At 68.9% G+C, this 17,775-nt stretch carries 17 protein-coding genes and 1 tRNA gene; 9 read left to right on the top strand and 9 right to left on the bottom strand.

Annotated elements, in window-relative coordinates; all coding sequences use genetic code 11:
- Both ACLEQD_RS16670 and ACLEQD_RS16665 read left to right on the top strand, forming a co-directional pair.
- On the top strand, nucleotides 1–1,808 hold a 1,808-nt coding region (locus tag ACLEQD_RS16670; protein WP_410385179.1), incomplete at its 5' end, for a hypothetical protein.
- A complete protein-coding gene (locus tag ACLEQD_RS16665; protein WP_410385177.1) occupies nucleotides 1,805–3,142 on the top strand; it encodes a hypothetical protein in 1,338 nt (445 codons plus the stop codon). The genes ACLEQD_RS16670 and ACLEQD_RS16665, both read left to right, overlap by 4 nt.
- A 57-nt stretch (nucleotides 3,143–3,199) precedes the next feature.
- On the opposite strand, the gene ACLEQD_RS16660 is transcribed toward ACLEQD_RS16665, so the two are convergent.
- The 3 genes from ACLEQD_RS16660 to ACLEQD_RS16650 all read right to left on the bottom strand — a co-directional run bounded on the left by ACLEQD_RS16660 (nucleotide 3,200) and on the right by ACLEQD_RS16650 (nucleotide 5,036).
- On the bottom strand, nucleotides 3,200–3,625 hold the full coding sequence (locus ACLEQD_RS16660; RefSeq protein ID WP_410385175.1) for a GNAT family N-acetyltransferase: 426 nt from the start codon (nucleotides 3,623–3,625) through the stop codon (nucleotides 3,200–3,202).
- Nucleotides 3,626–3,694: 69 nt separating this feature from the next.
- Nucleotides 3,695–4,435: a hypothetical protein gene (locus ACLEQD_RS16655; protein WP_410385173.1), complete on the bottom strand. Its 741-nt coding sequence runs from the start codon at nucleotides 4,433–4,435 to the stop codon at nucleotides 3,695–3,697.
- 31 nt (nucleotides 4,436–4,466) lie between these two features.
- Nucleotides 4,467–5,036, bottom strand: a complete 570-nt coding sequence (locus ACLEQD_RS16650; protein ID WP_410385171.1) for a hypothetical protein — start codon at nucleotides 5,034–5,036, stop codon at nucleotides 4,467–4,469.
- A 691-nt stretch (nucleotides 5,037–5,727) separates the two neighbouring features.
- Between ACLEQD_RS16650 and ACLEQD_RS16645 the strand changes: the two genes are divergently transcribed.
- Nucleotides 5,728–6,693 (top strand): DUF4352 domain-containing protein, encoded by a 966-nt coding sequence (locus tag ACLEQD_RS16645; protein ID WP_410385169.1) that lies wholly within the window; start codon nucleotides 5,728–5,730, stop codon nucleotides 6,691–6,693.
- 865 nt (nucleotides 6,694–7,558) lie between these two features.
- Here the strand turns inward: ACLEQD_RS16645 and ACLEQD_RS16640 are convergent.
- Nucleotides 7,559–7,631: transfer RNA gene (locus tag ACLEQD_RS16640), tRNA-Asn, on the bottom strand.
- 141 nt (nucleotides 7,632–7,772) lie between these two features.
- Between ACLEQD_RS16640 and ACLEQD_RS16635 the strand changes: the two genes are divergently transcribed.
- From ACLEQD_RS16635 to ACLEQD_RS16610, 6 genes are all read left to right on the top strand, one after another.
- Nucleotides 7,773–8,966, top strand: coding sequence for an RsmB/NOP family class I SAM-dependent RNA methyltransferase (locus ACLEQD_RS16635; protein WP_410385167.1), 1,194 nt, complete (start codon nucleotides 7,773–7,775; stop codon nucleotides 8,964–8,966).
- A gap of 167 nt (nucleotides 8,967–9,133) precedes the next feature.
- Entirely contained in the window at nucleotides 9,134–10,048 is a 915-nt protein-coding gene (locus tag ACLEQD_RS16630; protein WP_410385165.1) for an LD-carboxypeptidase, read from the top strand.
- Nucleotides 10,045–11,208 (top strand): serine hydrolase domain-containing protein, encoded by a 1,164-nt coding sequence (locus tag ACLEQD_RS16625; RefSeq protein ID WP_410385163.1) that lies wholly within the window; start codon nucleotides 10,045–10,047, stop codon nucleotides 11,206–11,208. The genes ACLEQD_RS16630 and ACLEQD_RS16625 overlap by 4 nt, the downstream gene beginning before the upstream one ends.
- 12 nt (nucleotides 11,209–11,220) lie before the next feature.
- The gene (gene mpl, locus ACLEQD_RS16620; RefSeq protein WP_410385161.1) at nucleotides 11,221–12,690 is read left to right on the top strand and encodes a UDP-N-acetylmuramate:L-alanyl-gamma-D-glutamyl-meso-diaminopimelate ligase; all 1,470 of its coding nucleotides are present in this window, start codon (nucleotides 11,221–11,223) and stop codon (nucleotides 12,688–12,690) included.
- Between the two features lie 3 nt (nucleotides 12,691–12,693).
- Complete coding sequence (locus tag ACLEQD_RS16615) at nucleotides 12,694–13,278, top strand: TlpA family protein disulfide reductase (protein ID WP_410385160.1); 585 nt, start codon at nucleotides 12,694–12,696, stop codon at nucleotides 13,276–13,278.
- Between the two features lie 23 nt (nucleotides 13,279–13,301).
- Nucleotides 13,302–14,126 carry an inositol monophosphatase family protein gene (locus tag ACLEQD_RS16610; protein WP_410385158.1) on the top strand — a complete coding sequence of 275 codons (825 nt, stop codon included), beginning with the start codon at nucleotides 13,302–13,304 and terminating at the stop codon, nucleotides 14,124–14,126.
- Here the strand turns inward: ACLEQD_RS16610 and ACLEQD_RS16605 are convergent.
- The 5 genes from ACLEQD_RS16605 to ACLEQD_RS16585 all read right to left on the bottom strand — a co-directional run.
- On the bottom strand, nucleotides 14,123–14,749 hold the full coding sequence (locus tag ACLEQD_RS16605) for a polysaccharide biosynthesis/export family protein (RefSeq protein WP_410385156.1): 627 nt from the start codon (nucleotides 14,747–14,749) through the stop codon (nucleotides 14,123–14,125). The genes ACLEQD_RS16610 and ACLEQD_RS16605 overlap by 4 nt on opposite strands.
- 11 nt (nucleotides 14,750–14,760) lie before the next feature.
- Nucleotides 14,761–16,023: a hypothetical protein gene (locus ACLEQD_RS16600; protein ID WP_410385154.1), complete on the bottom strand. Its 1,263-nt coding sequence runs from the start codon at nucleotides 16,021–16,023 to the stop codon at nucleotides 14,761–14,763.
- A 109-nt stretch (nucleotides 16,024–16,132) separates the two neighbouring features.
- Nucleotides 16,133–16,699 carry a hypothetical protein gene (locus ACLEQD_RS16595; protein ID WP_410385152.1) on the bottom strand — a complete coding sequence of 189 codons (567 nt, stop codon included), beginning with the start codon at nucleotides 16,697–16,699 and terminating at the stop codon, nucleotides 16,133–16,135.
- A 118-nt stretch (nucleotides 16,700–16,817) separates the two neighbouring features.
- Nucleotides 16,818–17,264, bottom strand: coding sequence for a cyclic nucleotide-binding domain-containing protein (locus ACLEQD_RS16590; protein WP_410385150.1), 447 nt, complete (start codon nucleotides 17,262–17,264; stop codon nucleotides 16,818–16,820).
- A gap of 47 nt (nucleotides 17,265–17,311) precedes the next feature.
- Nucleotides 17,312–17,775: TonB family protein (locus tag ACLEQD_RS16585; protein WP_410385149.1), on the bottom strand; the 464-nt coding region annotated here is incomplete at its 5' end.

The raw sequence follows: 17,775 nt of genomic DNA, 5'->3' as shown, positions 1-17,775 counted from the left end.
CCACGCCAGCGACCTTCCTGGCCTTGCAGCGCCAGGCGGACATGCCCCGGCTGGTAGAGGCCCTCTCGGACTGGAACGCCGTCCGGTTGGGCGCCCTGGGCCCCTTGGAGGCCGAGGCCGCCCGCGTCCTCCTCAAGAAGCGCGCGGCCTTCCTCTCCACCGCCGTGGAGAAGCACGGCGTGGCCAAGGCGGAAGTCCTCGCCCTCTTCGTCCTGCACACCACCCACGACGACGAGGTGCGGCAGCTCTTGCGCCTGTTGGCCGAGGACAAGCTGCTCAAGCGCGCCCTGGGGGCCATGGAGGTGGTGCGCGAGGAGCTGAAGCAGCGAGGCATGGCCCTCACCGACTTCCCGGAGCGGGACTTCCGTGCTGGCGACATCGCGCGGGGACTGGGGAGGGCTGCGGATGACGTCAGGGCCTCCATTCCAGTCGTCGGTGGGCTCCGGGGCGTGGAGGCGTCCTACCTGCCCGCGCAGCTCCCACCGCTCTACCAGGACGCGTACCAGGAGGTGGAGAACGCCCAATTCCTGGGGGCCTTCGCGCCCAGCAACGTGGCCCTGGCGTCCTTTGACTCCCTCACCTTCGGCGTGCCGCTGGGCTTCTACCACCTGGTGGCGGGGACGGCGCAGGGCAGCGTCTCCCTCGCCAAGGGGGAGTACGAGGAGGCCACGCGACAGTTGGCGCCCGCGGCCCTCATGGTGGGCCTGTACGCGGGAGGGAAGGGGGCGCGCGCGCTTCGTGAAGCGGGCATCTCCCGGCTGGAGCGCGCTCGCCTCCAGGCGGTGGTGTCCCGCGCGGAGGCACTGAAGGCGGTGCTGGAGAGGATGGAGGCGCGCGTCGGGGAGAGCGTCGTGGGGGAGTTGGCGCGCTACCTCCAGCAGGACCGGGACGCAGCGATTCTGGTGGCGGAATGGGGTGAAGCCGGCGCGCTGGCTCTTCACGAGGCGCGAGGCAACGTTGCCCAGGCACAGGCCACGTTGGCCGTGAGGTACCGAGAGCCCCCGAGCGCTGCGTCCACCGGCGGGGGCGCCGGGAGAAGGGATGGTACTCGGCCCTCCGTGCCTCCCGAGGCGGCCGGGCTTCCTGCGGAAGTGGCGGAGGCGAAGTTCAAGCAGTTGGAGGCGGAGTTTCCCGGGGAGCGCCTGTCGATGAACGTGGCGGAGCTGTCGAGGCACCGCGAGGCTCTGCGGAGGGCGGCTCCCTCAGAAATCACTGCGAAGACCCTCTGGGCCGACTACGTGGCGTACCTGGAGACGCGGGCTGCGGAACTCACGAAGGGGATTGCGGAGAAGGGGCCGCTGAAGTGGGCTGGCTACCAGCTCCTTCGTGACAGGTACGCCCGGGGCTTGGCCTTCGAGCGGAAAATGGTCGCCACCCTGGAGGCGGATGCGGCCCTGCCGCGGGCGCAGCGGAAGTGGCTCAAGGATTTCGACCAGCCGCGCATCGTGACGCACGTGGGAGTGGCGAAGGCCGACCTTCGCTTCGCGGACGTGCTCGTCATCGAAGAGGGGCCGACTGCTGGCTCGTCGCCTCGTGTGGAGACGTTCAGCCTCAAGAGTCGGGACCTGAAGCTTCTGAAGGGAGGGGAACTCACGTCGCAGATGATTGCGGACGCAAGCAGTGCCCTGCTGTATTACGGCGAAACGCTAAGTATCCGTAGGCCTGGAATGCAGATGGATGCACAGGTTCAGAGGGTGCGACTTGTTTATGAGGGTGGTGCACTTAGGCCTTTGGAAGCAAGAGCGCTGGTGGATGCTATGAAAAAGGTCAAGATGGAAGTTGAAGGCGTGGAGGTCGTGGTCCAATGAACGCACCGACCTTTCAAGAGCTGAACGCCGGGGACAGCCTTCGATTCTTCCTTGAGGGCTCTTTTGATCGTCAAGTGCCGGTCGAGCGCGAGCTTGAGTCCCTGTTTCAGTCCCTCGAGAAGAATGCGGGCAGTTGGATGCCAACTGCTATCGCGGGAAAACGGCAACGCAAGTACTCGCGCTCCTCGCTCTGGAAGGCCCTGGATGAGGGACGAAAGGGGAAGAGTACATCCATTGAACTCTTTCGCTCGGATTCGGCCTTGGTCTCCTCTCTGAGTCTATATTTGGGACTGACTACCCATCAGCCGTCACTGAACCTCAATCTGCAGGTTCAGCCGCTGTCGTATTTCAATGGGCATGAATGCTGCCGCATGTTTGTGGATATGGTTCGCGATTGGGTTGTGAAGTATCCGAGCCCTTTTGCAATGGCTCATAGTGCCGCAGATGATCAGTTGTCTGGCGCGCCCCACTTTGGTCGCGATGACGAAGCGACTCTGCGAGATGGGTTCGACAGGGTCTATGAGCTGTTCTGGCTGAACGTCTTCGGCCCCAAGCTCGTGGAAAGCGTAGGCCGTGAGCGGATGCTCTCGACGCCTGCGCACCTCGTGGAGGAGCTGCCCAACGGCTCCGTCCTCGTGGTGCTATGGCCGACTGCTGCCGAGTTCGCAAGTGAGGAGGCGCGTGGGGTGCAGGCCCGAGCCCACGTCCACCTGCGACCGGACCTCGACTTCGACACGGTGCTTCGCACGCTGAAGGAGCGCAGCGCCGCGCTTGCCCCAGTTGAGCCGCGATTCCACCCCGACGTGGCGCCGTTCCTCTCGCGGCTGCCGGACGAGTTCGCCATCAGCGAGCGGCAACGAAAGATTGCCGAACTCAACGCTTTCCGGCCGCCGGTGCCAGAGGAGTGGCTCCCGGTCGGCCTGCCCGCAGATGTGGAGAATCCAGAGCGCGTCCTCGAATCCTACGGAGACTTGTCCGAAGGTCTCGTGGCTGCGCTTCACACGAAGGTGCCCAGTATCCTCGACGCGACTCCCGAGTCCCTCACGGACCTCGACGCCTACTTCTGGCGGGAGAATTTCCCGGAGCGGTACAAGCGAGAGCTCATCGACGAGCACACCGCGCCAGCCCTAGGGGCCTACCTGGGCGGCATGTTGGTACGGCGGCTGGGCGGCACGTGGGTGCCGCGGCAGAAGCTCGAGGAATCCCAGGTGCGCGTCGGCCAGCGCGTCTGGATGCCCTTCCTGCGTGCCCGCCGGTACATGCAGTCGCGCGAGTCGCTCTTGGAGTATTCGCTCACGCAGTTCTTCAAGGAGGCGGAGCGGTACCGGCCCTGACTGCACTTCACCGGCTGGGAGGAGGTCGAAGCTAGAGGAACCACTGCGTCTGAGGGTCTACTTGATAGCTTTGGAAATGACCCAATGCGCCTCTCCGTCCTTTCGACGAGTGAACCCTCGCTCTTCAAACCACGCGGCGGTCTCCTCGACCTCCTCCTCCGTCACCGTGTAGTCGTTGATAGACACCTCGCCCTGAATCTCCCGGACCCCATGCGCGGAGCAGTGAGCCTCCACGAAGCGCAGAATCTTGGCTCCGAGCCCCTGTCGGCGGGCCGGTGGAATCACGTAGAGAAGTTCAATCCAAGCGACTCCCGCGGCCCTGTCGCTCAAGTAGGCTTTGCCCAACTGGTTCTCCCCGTCGAACGCGAAGATGTCGGTACCCATGGTTGCGGACTCATGCGGCAGGCGCGTCTCCCATTCGACCTGCTCCGGAACCACCACCTTCTCCTCGTTCTCCCCGTCGCGCTGACCCAGCTCGTCCAATCTTCGCTTCCAGTAGCCAGGTGCGTTGTCGCTCGGCATTTGAGTCTCCCTGTTCCTGTGTCCACGAGCTTAGGCCTGTGAGGCGGGCGGCGTCAGTGACAGCACCGCCCCGAGTGCCCATGTCCATAGCGGGCGCCAGTCAGCGCCACGGGCAGCCTTCTCCGCGTGCTGTGCCATGGCTGCATCGAGGGCCATCCTTCGAGGGAGCGCCATCGTTACGACGTGCGCAGAGCGCCCCTCTCCGGTTGGCGCTTCCAGGCACAGCCGCCAGATGCGTGGCTCCGACTCTTCGACGATGAGGAGGTCGGTCGCCGTCCACCGAACTCGGTCGTTGTCGGGCAGCTCCAGCCCAGCGTCGGGCGGCACCACGAGGTGCAGCGCGCGGACGGGCAGGCGGACGTCGTCACACGTGTAGCCATGGAGTTCCGTGCCGCGCAGCGAGTCGGCGAGGGCAGGAGCCACGGTGTGGCTGGTTTGCCCGGTGGCGTCGTAGACCAGTCGCATCCAATACTGCGCTGCGCGCCGCTGGAGGAGAGGGACCAGCCCCAGGTCGCCACGTGTGACGTGGAGAACGGCATCCATGAATCGGTCATCCTGCGTAGCGTCTTGGAGCCGCGAGAATGCGGTACGGCGGGCGGAGTCCTCCAGCGCGAGAAGTGGGAAGTTAAGGGAGAGGGCGTCGGCGTCTTCCGTCGATATGCGCCCAGCACGCGAGTCCTGCACGAGCGCGTCGAGTGCGGCCCGGATGCCACCGAGGGCCCAGTACCGCCGGCATTCGTCTGAGATGGGAGATGCCGTGAGGAGTTGCATGTGTCCGTCCTCTTTCGTTCGTGAGAAGTGCCTACTCGAATTTGTAGCCGGCGGCTTTGGCGGCGGCCACCAGCGGATGGTTCTCGTGGGGTGACAGGGGCCCGACATCATCTGGGCGGAGGACCGCGCCCCCCTCATCGATGACGACCACATCGCCGCCACGACGTGCGATGACGCCACGTCTCGCCCCCCATTCCTCTCCTGCCATAAATCGCATGGCTCCGACGAGCCCGCTCGGTTCGGAGTCTGGAGAGCCCGGTTGAGCCCACCAGATGGGCAGCTCAGACAGCGCGGCATATGCCTGTCCCCGTTCGTCCCAGCGCTCCAGGAAGTACGCACCTGCCAGCCGGCGGAATTCGTCCATCGCAACTTCGTGATTCGTACTGGGCCGCTCTTGGTGCTGCAGTACGTGGACGGGCACCCAACCCCTCTCGGTCCGCGCCCACGCGGCCAGGCCGTCGTGCTCTTGCCGTTGGGCCGGGGAGGCCTCCATTTCGGCGTCGGTCAGCATCCGCTTCCGGTTGAGGGTGAGCAGCGCCCAGCGGAAGTCAGAGGCCTCGAACACACTGCCGTTCAGCTCGCTCTGGACCCTCTTGGGCATTGGGCATTCCCCGCGCGGCATGAAGTAGCTGCCGCTCATCGTGAGGGACAGTAGCGAGCCCTCCATGGGGCGTCGAGGAGCTGGGGACTCACCCTTGAGGGGTATGGACGAAGAGGCTGGGCACTGCCTTTGAACGCGCTGCACTCCTCCTGCCCTTGAACCACTGGAGCCTGCTTGGGGGACGTGCTGGTGTGGCGACCGGGAGCGACGTGGGTGTTGCGGCAGAAGATGGAGAGTCCCAGGTGCGCGTCGGCAAGCGGGTCTGGCTGCCCTTCCTCCGGGCCCGCCGGTACATGCAGTCGCGCGAGTCGCTCTTGACGCAGTCGCTCATCCAGTTCTTCAAGGAGGCGGAGCGGTACCGGCCCGGAGCTGAAGCTGCCGCTCTTCGTGCGCCAGATGGCGTCGGCTGGCGTGTAGTTCGCGGTGCGGACCGTGGGCTCTGGGATATGGTGCCACCATGAACAGAGCCAGCCAGTCTGTTTCCCGACTTCTGCCCCGGCATTCTGGTGTTCTTGCCGCCGCGTTCGTCGCCATGACGGCCTCGACGTCGGCTTGTAAGAATGAATCTAAGGGCGAAAGTCCCGCCCCTTCACCTCAAGCCCCTGCTGCCACGGCGCGACGCAATGACGCTCCGGAGGTGCCAGCACTGCCGCCCGAGCCTGCGCCGCCTGTAGCTCATAAGGCGGCCGAGGTGCCCGAACTGGAGGCCAAGCTCACCGCCGACACTGCGTATCAAGCTGTCTGGACTGGGCCGCGAGCCGACTTGAACCTATTTCTCACGTTCGTGTCGGAGTTGCTGACCGAGGGGGGCGCACCTGTCGATCTCGGGCGGATGCTCCAGGAGAAGAATCTCAAGGACGCAGGAATAAAGCTGTTTCTCGTCTACGCGCGTGTGGGGCATCTCCCAGCAGACTTTACGAAGAACTTTGACGCGCACCTTGCCGCTGTGAAGGGCGAGCCCAACCAGGGACTTTGGGCGCCGTATGCGAAGGGCGCAGTCCCGCATGACTTCACTGCTCTTGCTGCTGTGCTGCACCGGGGGACTGCCGAATACCTGCGCGCGCGGATTGCTGCGAAGGCGAAGGGGCCGACGTCATGGAGAGTGCCTGGCGGAGGTGGAACGCCGCCCGAGCGGCCATACTTGTCCTACGAGAGAGACTGCTACGAGCGTCTCGCATTGCTGACTCGGCTTGAGCCAGCGGAGCAGGCGCGGCTCGACTTGCTCCGACAGACTCGCGTCGGAGAGCGCTTCGTGCTGGGCGACTTCGCTTACATCATCAGCGGGGCCCAGGCGCGCACGTCTGTCGGGAACCAGTTCGTCAAAGAAGAGGCCTCCGAGGGAGCGCTATTCGTCGTCGTATCCTACGTCATCGAGAACCTGGGCAACGCTCCGGCCACCGTTGTGAGCGATGACTTTCTTCTCGTTGATGCGAAGGGGCGCCAATTCAAGCCCTCTTCTCATGCGAACACCGCCCTCGCCATGAGTGGGGGCCGAAAGGACCTCCTCCTGTCGGAGCTGAACCCCGGTGTGAAGCGCACGGTAAAGACGGCCTTCGAGGTGCCTGATGCTGTGGTTGGCGCAGGACTGAAGCTGGTGGTTCCAGAGAAGGGGCTTCTGGGCTCGAAGACAGTCGAGGTAGCGCTTCAGTTTGAATGAGAGCCGACTGCTGGTGGTAGGCGCCGAACTCCTCTGCGTGGCTCGGCGCTTCACCTGCGAGTTGGAGCGAGAACCTGGATGCCGGGAGCCGTACTGGCGGTGGCAGGTGTCGACGGCTGCCTGTTTCTGATGCTGGTGGCAGCGAGGGCTGTCAGACCACCTCAACTGCATTTCCACCTCGCCTCTGTGAGTCTGCGTGGCAGAGAGAAACGCCGTGAGTGGAGCTGCTGCCGCGGAGGGCTACGCGGCCGTAAACTTCCAGCGCGGGGCGTCGGGCCCGGGGGCCTCTGGGGGCTGACCCCCGTGTGGGGTCCGGCAGCTCGACGAAGGGCGAGCGCTCTGCGGAGTCTTGGCGTTCTGGGATGCTCTCATGAGCCGCACGACGGGTGAGCCGTCTGCCTGATGCGGAGGGGCGAGTGCCCGGCGAAGAGGCGGCGGAGGGCTGCTGGAGCCGAAGCCCATTGCAACCGCCATTACCGTGCCCCCTTTGTAGGGAGCTGCAAAACAGGCAAGAGGCGACTCCAGAAAGCCGAGAGAGGCGCCTTCCCAGAAACCTCAGAGCGGAAAGAGCGGGCCTCCAGGGGAACGTTGTTAACCGCCTCCCCACTGGCTGACTGAACCTGTTAACCACTCTCGGCCTCTCTCTCCCCAAAACGGGTGAAAGAGCGGTCCAGAGGGCCCAATCGGAAGCGGAGGAGAGGGGGCATCTCGCTCTGCGGGGTAGAGAGCCGAGAGCGCCCTCTTCATCACCGCGAGCCAGAATCCCTTGGGATTCAGCGGCTTAAGCACGAAGGCCCCGCGATATGCATCGCGAGGCCCGTGTTAAACAAAAAGGCCCTGCCAGTTGGCAGGGCCTTTCAAGTAGCTCCCCGACGTGGACTCGAACCACGGACATGGTGATTAACAGTCACCCGCTCTACCAGCTGAGCTATCGGGGAATATGTCCCGTCGCGGCGGTGCGCTGCCGTGACGGACGCGATTTCTAGAGAACCGAGCCTGCCCTGTCAACTGTCCTGTTCGATCCGATCTTTCGTCTCACCGCTCAGCCCTGGTCCGCACTGGAGGGTCTGGGCCCTGTCGTGTCCGATGCGCTTGCCCGTGTCCTCTCGGGGGACCCCGCCGAGCGCGTCCTCGACCGGACCCTGCGGGCCCACCGCGACCTGTCCCGCGATGGGCGTCAGGCGCTGAAGGAGGCCGTCTTCAACGTGGGGCTCTGGCGCCGCCGCCTGGGGTTCCTCCTGGACTCGCCGGACGCGCCGCCGTCCCAGCTCCTCTTCGCGCTCCTGCATGGCCTGGTGGGCGTTCCCGCTCCGGCGGCCGCGGCGTGGGCGGGGCTCCCGGCTCCGGTGCCGCTGCGCACGGAGGCGCCCCCAACGCTGGCGCTCCGGGTTTCGCTGCCGGACTGGCTCGCGGACCACTTCTCCCGGGAGCTGGGGGCGGATGCAGAGGCCTTCTGCGCCCACCTCAACGTGCCGGGCCCCATCACGCTCCGCGTGAATCCGGCCCGCATCTCCCGTGAGGCCCTGGCCGCACGCCTGGCCTCCGAGGGCGTCGCGACCCGCCCTGGTTCCTGGAGCCCCCTGGCCCTGCACGTCGACGGGCCCCGGCCGAACCTCTACGCCCTGCCGTCCCTTCGCGAGGGCCTGTTCGAGGTCCAGGACGAGGGCAGTCAGCTCCTGGGCCTCCTCGTGGAGGCCCGGCCCGGGGAGACCGTGCTGGACCTTTGCGCCGGGGCAGGGGGCAAGACGCTCCAGCTGGGGGCCGCCATGAAGGACTCCGGCCGGCTGCTCGCCTACGACCCGGATGCGGAGCGGTTGGACCGGCTCCAGCAACGCGCCTCCCGCGCCGGGCTCACCCGCGTCCAGGTCCTCAGGACGCCTCCCTCCGCGGGGCTGAACGCCGACCGCGTCCTCGCGGACGTTCCCTGTTCCGAGCTGGGCTCCCTCCGCCGGGGGCCGGACCTCCGCTTCCGGCTCAGCCCGGAGTCGCTCTCCCAGCACGCCGCCGTCCAGCGAGACATCCTGGCCCGGGCCGGGGACGTGGTGCGCCCGGGCGGCCGGGTCGTCTACGCGACCTGCACCGTCAACCGCGCGGAGAACCAGGACGTGGTCGCGGACTTCCTCCGCTCCCGCCCGGACTTCCGGGCCCTCACTCCGGGCGCCGGTTGGCTTCCGGACGCGTGCCTCCAGGACGGCTTCCTCTTCGTCACCCCCCACCGGCACGGCACGGATGGGTTCTTCGCGGCGGTGCTCGAACGAAGCGCGCAGGGGTAGGGCGGCTCGGCTCCCAACTGGTCCGACAGTCGGACCAGTTCGCGCAGGTCGCTGCGGACGGGCAGGCGGACGAGCGCTCCACGGGGCCTCGTTCCTCCGTCCTGCGGTACTCAACGCTTCGGGGCACGGCCTCCCTGAAACCCCGTGTGGCCCCGGGACCGGGTGCTATGAAGCGCTGCGTGCGTTGGCTCAAGCCCCTTCCGCTCCGCCCCCGGGACACGGTGCAGGTCGTCGCCCCCGCGGGCCCCTTCGAGCAGGCCCCCTTCGAGGCGGGTCTGCGCATCCTCTCCGAGCGCTACAGCCCGGTGGTCCGCCCCGACATCGGCGCGGCGCACCGCTACCTCGCGGGGGACGACGCCCGCCGCCAGGAGGAGCTGTCCCACGCGTTCCTCGACCGCGCCACCCGCGCCATCTTCTGTGCTCGGGGCGGCTATGGCAGCTCGCGCCTCCTGCCGGAGCTGCCGCTCGACAAGGCCGGCCCCGTCTCCTTCACCGGCTTCTCCGACCTGACGTCCATCCACTGCGCGCTCCAGGCCCTGGGCCGCGTGTCCTTCCACGCGCCCGTCCTCACGCAGCTGGGCCGCCAGTCCACCCAGGTCCACGACTACCTCTTCCGCCTGCTCGAATCCGCGGAGGCCCCGCCGCCCCTCACCGGCACCGCCACCTACGTCCCCGGCACCGCCGAGGGCGTCCTCGTGGGCGGCAACCTGTCCGTGTTCTCCCGGCTCCTGGGCACGCCGTACCTGCCGCCGCTCGACGGCGCCGTGCTCCTCCTGGAGGACGTCACCGAGCGCCCCTACCGCATCGACCGCATGTGGACCCACCTGCGGCTGGCCGGGGTCTTCTCCCGCGTGCGCGGCATCGTCCTGGGTGACTTCACCGCCTGCGAGGAAAAGGACGCGAACTACGCCAGCGCGGACGTGCTCCGCGAGCTGGCCCGGGACGCGAAGCTGCCCTGCGCCGCGGGCTTCCCCATTGGCCATGGCGCCATCAACTACCCCGTGGCGCTGGGCACCCACGTGCGCTTGGACGCGGACGCCGCGCGCCTCACGTTCCTCGAAGGCGCGGTGAGCCCCGGATGAGCCAGCACCCCATCGCCAACCTCCAGGCCGTGCTGGATGACGGCGTGGAGCTGGGCATCTTCCCCGCCGCCCAGGCCGTGGTGCTCCACAAGGGCATGCAGGTCTTCGGCGGCGTCGCCGGCAACGTGAAGGGCGACACCCGCTTCGACCTCGCGTCCCTCACGAAGGTCCTCTCCACCACCGCGCTCTTCCTGCGCCTGTGGACCGAGGGCAAGGTGGGCCCGGACACGCTCGTGTCCCGCTACTTCCCCGGCTCGCCCGCGGGCGACGCGGGCGTCACCGTCGCGGACCTGCTCTACCACCGCTCCGGCCTGCCTCCCTTCGTCCCGTTCTTCGCGGACGCCCTCAAGGCCCACCCGGAGCTGCTCGACGCGGCCTGCCCCTCGACCTTGCGCGCCCAGGTCCACGCGGAGGTGCTGCACGCCGCCGCCGCCACGCCGCTGGACGCGCCCGTGCGCACGAAGACCGCGTACAGCGACGTGGGCTTCATCCTCCTGGGGGACATCCTCGCCCGCGCCGGTGGAGCACCGCTGGACGTGCTCTTCCACCGCCACGTCGCGGAGCCGCTGGACTTGAAGGCCCGCTTCCACCGCCTCACCGACTTCCCCGTGGACGGCGCCACCGCGCCCACCGGCGCCATGCGCCCCCGCGAGCCCGCGCCCGGCCAGGAGTCGCTGTGGAAGGACGTGCCGTGCCGGCCGTCCCGCCCCGGAGAGGTGGACGACGACAACGCCTGGGTGCTGGACGGCGTCGCGGGACACGCGGGCCTCTTCGGCACCGCCGTGGACGTGGCCCGCTTCGGCCAGGCCGTGCTCGAGGGCGCCGCGGGCACGCATCCCGCGATTGCTCCGGGACCCTTGTGGCACCGCGCGCTCGCCACGGATCCGTTGGTGGCGGGCAGCACCCGCTCCATGGGCTTCGACTCGCCGTCGAAGGGACATTCCAGCGCGGGCCGCTTCATCGGCGACACGCCTCCGGGCGCGGTGGGCCACCTGGGCTTCACCGGCACCAGCCTCTGGGTGGACCTGAGGCGGTCGCTCGTCGTCGCGCTCATCACCAACCGCGTGGCCCAGGGCCGTCAGGACCTGCGCATCCGCGACTTCCGCCCCGCCTTCCACGAGCTCGTCGTGGAGGCGCTCGACCTCCACGTCCTCCCCTGAGGAAACCGCAGCATGGCTGACGACAACGGCAACGTCCTCGACACCCTCGACCCGAAGTCCGTGCGCCGCATCCACCTGGTGGGCGTGGCCGGCACCGGCATGGGGTCCTTCGCCGGCATGCTCAAGGCCGCCGGCTACGACGTCACCGGCAGCGACGAGAACGTCTACCCGCCCATGAGCGACATGCTTCGCACCTGGGGCATCCCCGCCAGCAGCCCGTACTCGCCCGCCAACCTGGACGCGGCGAAGCCGGACCTGGTCATCATCGGCAACGTCATCCGCCGGGTGAACCCGGAGGCCACCGCCGTGCGCGAGCGGGGCCTCAAGCAGATGTCCTTCCCGGCGGCGCTGGGCTCGCTCTTCCTGGACCACTCGCACTCCGTCGTCGTGGCCGGCACGCACGGCAAGACGACGACGTCCTCGCTCATGGCCCACGTGCTGGTGTCCGCGGGCAAGGACCCGTCCTTCCTCGTGGGCGGCGTCACCCAGAACTACGCGGGCAACTACCGCGTGGGGAAGGGCCCGCACTTCGTCGTCGAAGGCGACGAGTACGACACCGCCTACTGGGACAAGGGCTCCAAGTTCCTCCACTACCGCCCGCGCACCGCCATCGTCACCAGCGTGGAGTTCGACCACGCGGACATCTTCCGCGACCTGCCGCACTACGAGGCCACGTTCGAGAAGTTCGTGCGCCTGGTGCCGAAGGACGGCCAGCTCGTGGTCTGCGCCGCGTACCCCAACGCCGTGCGCATCGCGCGCGAGGGCACCGCGCCCGTCATCACCTACGTGGCCAGGGAGGGCGCGGACGCGGACTACACGCCGAAGAACCTCTCCTTCGGTCCGGAGGGCGCCCGCTTCAACGTCCTGGAGAAGGGGCAGGACCTGGGCACCGTGACGCTGCCCATGTCCGGCGCGCACAACGTGGAGAACGCGCTCGCGGTCATCGCCGCCGCGCGCGGCCTGGGCCTCTCCTTCGCTGAAATCCAGCAGGGCCTGTCCACCTTCCAGGGCGTGAAGCGCCGGCAGGAGGTGCGCGCGGAGGTGGACGGCGTGCTCGTGGTGGACGACTTCGCGCACCACCCCACCGCCGTGCGGGAGACCATCGCCGCCATCCACCGCCGCTACCCGGACCGGCGCCTGTGGGCCATCTTCGAGCCGCGCTCCAACACCAGCCGCCGCAACATCCACCAGGAGGACTACGCGCACGCCTTCCCCGGCGCCGCGCGCGCCAGCCTCAAGGTGCCCGAGCGCCACGACAAGGTGCCCGAGGGCGAGGAGCTCAACGTCCCCAAGCTCATCGAGGCGCTCAAGGGTCAGGGCATCGCCGCAGACGGCGCCACCGACGTGCAGACGCTGGTGGACCGCGTCGCCTCCGAGGCGAAGGCCGGCGACGTGCTGCTCGTCATGAGCAACGGCGCGTTCGGGGGCTTCATTGAAAAGCTGCTCACCGCCCTGAAGGCCCGGGCGGGGAAGGGGACCTGAGCCATGCGCCGTCCGTTCCTGCTCTCGCTGGGGGCCCTGGCGTTCGCCCTGGGCTGTGCCTCGTCGCCGCCTTCGTCGCTGCCGCCGCTCACGGACCGGACCGGTGAGGCTCCGCGCTCCAGCAGCTCCGCCCTGGAGTCGTCGGGCCGGGGCACGGGCCAGCCGCTGTCCTTCCAGGTGAAGCACTACCCGGACAACACCCCGTACGACTTGAAGAGCGACCGGGGACAGGTCGTCCTCCTGGACGTCTGGGCCACATGGTGCGAGCCCTGCAAGGACGCGCTGCCCATGTACGCGCAGCTGCAGAAGGAATACGGCAAGCGCGGCTTCAAGGCCTACGCCCTCAACGTGGACGAGGACGTGCGCGCCATCCCGACCTTCCTGGAGGAGGCGAAGGTGGAGGTGCCCATCCTCCTGGACGCCAACGCGCTGGTGTCCGAGCGCCTGCTGAAGGTGCGGCTGATGCCCACCACCTTCCTGATTGACCGCAAGGGCGTCATCCGCCACGTGCACGAGGGCTTCGCCGAGGAGTTCCTCCAGCAGTTCCAGACGGAGATTGAGCAGCTGCTCGCCGAGCCCGCCTCCTGACTCCACACGAGGACCCCGCATCCATGGCCCACGACCCGGACACGCCCGCCGCGCTGCGCCGCACCGCGGAGGAGGGCGCGCGCATGGCCGGCCGCATCCTCCGGGAGCGCTTCCCGCAGCACCGCACCATCGAGTTCAAGGGCGGCATCGACCTGGTCACCGACGCGGACCGCGCCTCCGAGGCCGCGCTGCTGGACTTCCTGCGCCAGCGCCACCCGCACCACGCCATCCTCGCGGAGGAGAGCGGCGCGTCGCAGGGCAGCGACACCTTCCGCTGGCTGGTGGATCCGCTGGACGGCACCACCAACTACTCACACCAGGTACCGCACTTCTGCGTCAGCGTGGCGGTGGAGGGGCCGGAGGGCACCGTCGCGGGCGCCGTCTACGACCCCATGCGCGACGAGCTCTTCTCCGCCGCGAAGGGGCAGGGCGCCACGCTCAACGGCGTGCCCCTGAAGGCCAGCCCCACGGACACGCTGGAGCGGGCGCTCCTGTGCACGGGCTTCCCCTACGACGTGCGCGAGCGCCCGGACCTGCCCGTGGGCCTCTTCTCCCAGCTCATCCTGCTGGCGCAGGGCATGCGCCGCACCGGCAGCGCGGCGCTGGACCTGGCGTACGTCGCGGCCGGCCGCTTCGACGGCTACTTCGAGTTCGGCCTCAAGCCCTGGGACATCGCCGCGGGCGGGCTGCTGGTGGCGGAGGCCGGGGGCGTCATCGTGCACATCGACGGGCGGCCCTTCGACGTGCTCAAGGGCGACGTGCTGGCGAGCGGCGCGCACCTGGCGCCCCAGCTCATGACCCAGGCGAAGCGCTTCCTGGACGAAATCGGCTGGACGCCGCGCGACTAGAAGAAGCTCTCCGGCACGAAGACGATGTCGCCGGCCTGGAGCAGGAAGTTGCGCTCCCGGCCCACGCCGATGTCCTCCACGGGCACGCGAATCTTGCGCTCCTGCCCGTCGATGACCCGCGTGACGAGCGTGTTGTTCTTCGCCGCGAGCTTGGTGAAGCCGCCGGCCAGCGTAATCGCCTGGATGATGGACATCTCGCCGGTGACGGGGAAGGTGCCGGGCTTCTGCACCTCGCCGAAGACGAAGATCTTCTGCGAGTTGTACTCCCGCACCAGCACGGACACCTGCGGGTGTCTCAGGTAGCGCGCCAGGCAGTCGCGCAGCGCGTCCGCCGCGGCGCTGGCGGTGCGGCCGGACAGCGCCACCTTGCCGCACAGCGGATAGTCGATGGTGCCTTCCGGGGACACGCGCCAGGTGCCGGAGTGCTCGGGCTCCTGGAAGACGCGCACCTCCACCACGTCCCCGGGGCCCAGGTTGCCTCCGGACGTCGCCGCGGCCGCCGTGGACGCGGCGGGCGTGGGCGGAGGGGGCGGCGGACGCGTGTCCGCGTGGCACGCGCAGAGGAGCGCGAGGAGGGCCGGAAGGAGGGCCGGAAGCAGGACGGTGAGCCGCGAGGAGCGCATGGGCCCGGGCCTCAGTAGGAGACGGACACCCGCGCGTAGCCTTCGTGGCGGGTGTAGTTGAGGCCGGCGGCGCCCAGCGACGAGGAGCGGGTGCCCAGCATGTAGCCCACCGCGCCCACGAGCCACGGGCGGATTTGATACTCGGGCCCCAGGTCCAGCGTCACCAGCGTGTCGCTCCGGCCGCCCGCGAAGGAGAGGAAGTCCAGCGCGCCCGTCGCGTGCAGCGCGAGCCGGCTGCCCATGACGGAGCGCGCTTCGGCGTAGACGCGGTCGTCGCGGAAGGTGCCGTAGGCGGCCACCGGTTCGAAGGCGCGCAGGTAGCCGCCCTTCACGGTGAGCGACGGGCCCCACAGGTACGTGCCCTCCACCTGCGCCACCACGGTGCCGCCGCCGCCCGCGCCCAGGTTCTGGCTCCAGCCCGCCTTCGCCGTCAGGGTGATGCGCGGCGACACCAGGCCGGACACGCCCGCCATGCCGTGCAGCAGCGTCGCGCTGGGCGTGGTGGTGTCGTTGAAGTAGCCCCGGTACTCCAGGCCCGTGTCCACCACCACCGCCGTCTTGGGCAGGAAGCGCCAGCGGCCCTCCGCGCCCACGCGCAGGTTGCCGTAGTTGAACTGGCTGGCGGCCAGCGGATCACACGCGGCGTCGGTGCAGCCCACGGGGGCCATGCCGCCCAGGGGCTCGAAGAACTCCATCGCGTACGCGGCGGACGGCGTCACCTCCAGCGCGCCGCCGCCGGGCTTCCACTGCGCCTTGACGCGCGCCTCGTTGAAGAGGCTGAGCACGCCCGCGCCCAGCGCCGCCGTGCGCGTGCGGTCCGAGCGCGTCAGCTCGTCGCCGACCTCCACGGACAGCGTGCTCTCCTGGTCGAAGCGCAGCGACAGGTCCGCCGCGCCCTCCAGGTGCGACGCCGCGCCGGAGCCCGCCGTGATGAGGCCCGTGTAGGCCACGTAGTCCAGGTTGGCGCGCAGCCCGATGGCCAGCTTCGGGGACGGCACGTCCAAGAGCAGCCCGGGGCGGATGTGCAGCGCCAGCTCCCCGGACAGGTCCGGCGACAGGGGGCCCGTGCCCGCCTCGCGGAAGTAGCCCACGCCGCTGTCCAGCCGCGTCTCCAGGTCCAGCGTCGGGTGCAGCCGGCCGTTGCCCACCTTGAGGCCGTTGCCACCCGGAGGCCGTCCCCCCGCGAAGGCCTGCGCCGACGCCGTCAGCGGCAGCAACGCCGCGAGCGCCAGGGCCCCGAGGGCCAGACGGAATGTCCCAGCAGGCTGCTTCATGGTGTCAGCGGCGCTCCAGACGGTGGGACGGCGGGCATAGCACGCAGGTTCCCCCGTCGGAACAAACGGTCCAGGGCCGGGACCGGGGAAGGTGGGAGGACGCAGGCACTCAGTCCACGGGGCTCGCGGGCGGAGGGCGCACGATGAGGTCCGGCGGCGGCGGGGGACGCGTGGGGTCTCCGCCGGGCAGGTTGTCGGGCTCCTCCACCTCCACGAAGAGGTTCTCGTCGGTGCGGAAGGCGAGCTGGCCGATGCACTCCTCGGCCTCCGAGCGCAGCTGGCCCACCTTCTGCTGGGCGATCATCACCTTGGTGAACTCGTGCTCGCCGGGCGCCGCCTCGCTCTTGCTGACGGCCTCCTGGAGGGCCACGTCGGCCTGCTCGGAGATGCGCAGGAGGCCTTTGATCTGCGTCAGCTTCTCGTTGGCGCAGTTGAGCTTCACCACGTCCTTGGTGCGCCGCGCCTCCTCCACCTTCTCCAGCACCTGGCGGAGCGCTTCGCGCATGCCGCCCAGGGCCTGCGTGCTGCGCTCCAGCTTCTGGCTGTCCGGCACGTCACCGGCCTTGTCCAGCGCGGGCGGGGCGGCGGGGCGCGGCGGCGGCGCGGGCGCCTGCGCGAGCGCCATCCCGGAGGTGACGAGTCCTCCGACGACGACGAGCATTCCCAGGGTGCGCATGCGCTTCACGAGTCCTTCCGGCCCCACTTCAAGCTTCGTGGGTCGAGCGTAGGAGCGAGGGGGTGGGGTGTCAACGCAATGCCCCATCGTCCCGGCGCCCGGTTTCCAGACCCGGAATTCAGTCCTGGGGGGCCAGGCGGGCGTTGGCCTCCCGCAGGCGGGCGGACAGGCTGCGCGCGATGTTCACGACGATGAAGGTGAAGCCGTCCGCGTGCGCCAACCGGAAGGTCCGCAAATCCTGCGCGGTGAGCTGGAGCAGCTCCACCTCGCCCAGGGCGCGCACGGTGGCGGAGCGGTGGTCCTTGTCGATGAGGCCCATCTCCCCGAAGAACTCCGGCGGGCCCAGGACGGTGAGGGGCTTCACGGCGTCATCCGTGCCGCGGCGCACCACCTCCACCTGGCCGCGCACGATGACGAAGAGGCTGTCGCCCAGGTCGCCCTCTTCGAACACCACCTCCCCGTGCGAGTACCGGTAGAGCCGTGCCAGCTCCGCCAGCCGCGCGAGCTCCGCGGGGGCCAGCATCTCGAAGAGGGGGGATGTGGCGATGACAGCCAGCTTCTCCATGTGCTCCCCGCGAGTCCGGTGCCTCCGGAAGGTCCGGGAGGCCGAGCCTATTCCCCTGGCGAGAAGATGAACGGGTAGCTGACGGGGACGTCGTCACTCGGTTGGAAAGGGAACTTCCAGCCGCGGATGGTGGTGATGATGCAACTGCTGACACCCTCGGAGCGCAGGGTGGATTCATCCACCTCCACGTTGCCGGCGCGGCCGTCCGGCTTGAGGTTGAAGCGGACCATCACCCTGCCCTTGAGGGTGGGGTCGCGCTTGAGCTCCTTCTCGTAGCAGCGCTGGATGGACGCCTTCATGCGCTGGATGAAGCGGGCCAGGTCCTTGGGGCTGACCTCGGAGCTGTCCACTTCCGGCACCGCGTCCGCGACCTGGGGCACCTTGACGGCCTGCTTGCGGCCGGTGTTCACGGCGCCCGCGCCGGACGTCTGCGTGGCGCCGATGCCCGCCACCTTGCCGCCGGTGTCGCCCTGCGGGTTGGCGATGCCGTTGCCGCCGCCAGCGCCCACCG

Origin of the sequence: Corallococcus sp. 4LFB (assembly GCF_046520365.1) — a bacterium.
Classification (GTDB): Bacteria; Myxococcota; Myxococcia; order Myxococcales; family Myxococcaceae; genus Corallococcus; species Corallococcus caeni.
This window is presented reverse-complemented; position numbering and strand designations above follow the sequence as displayed.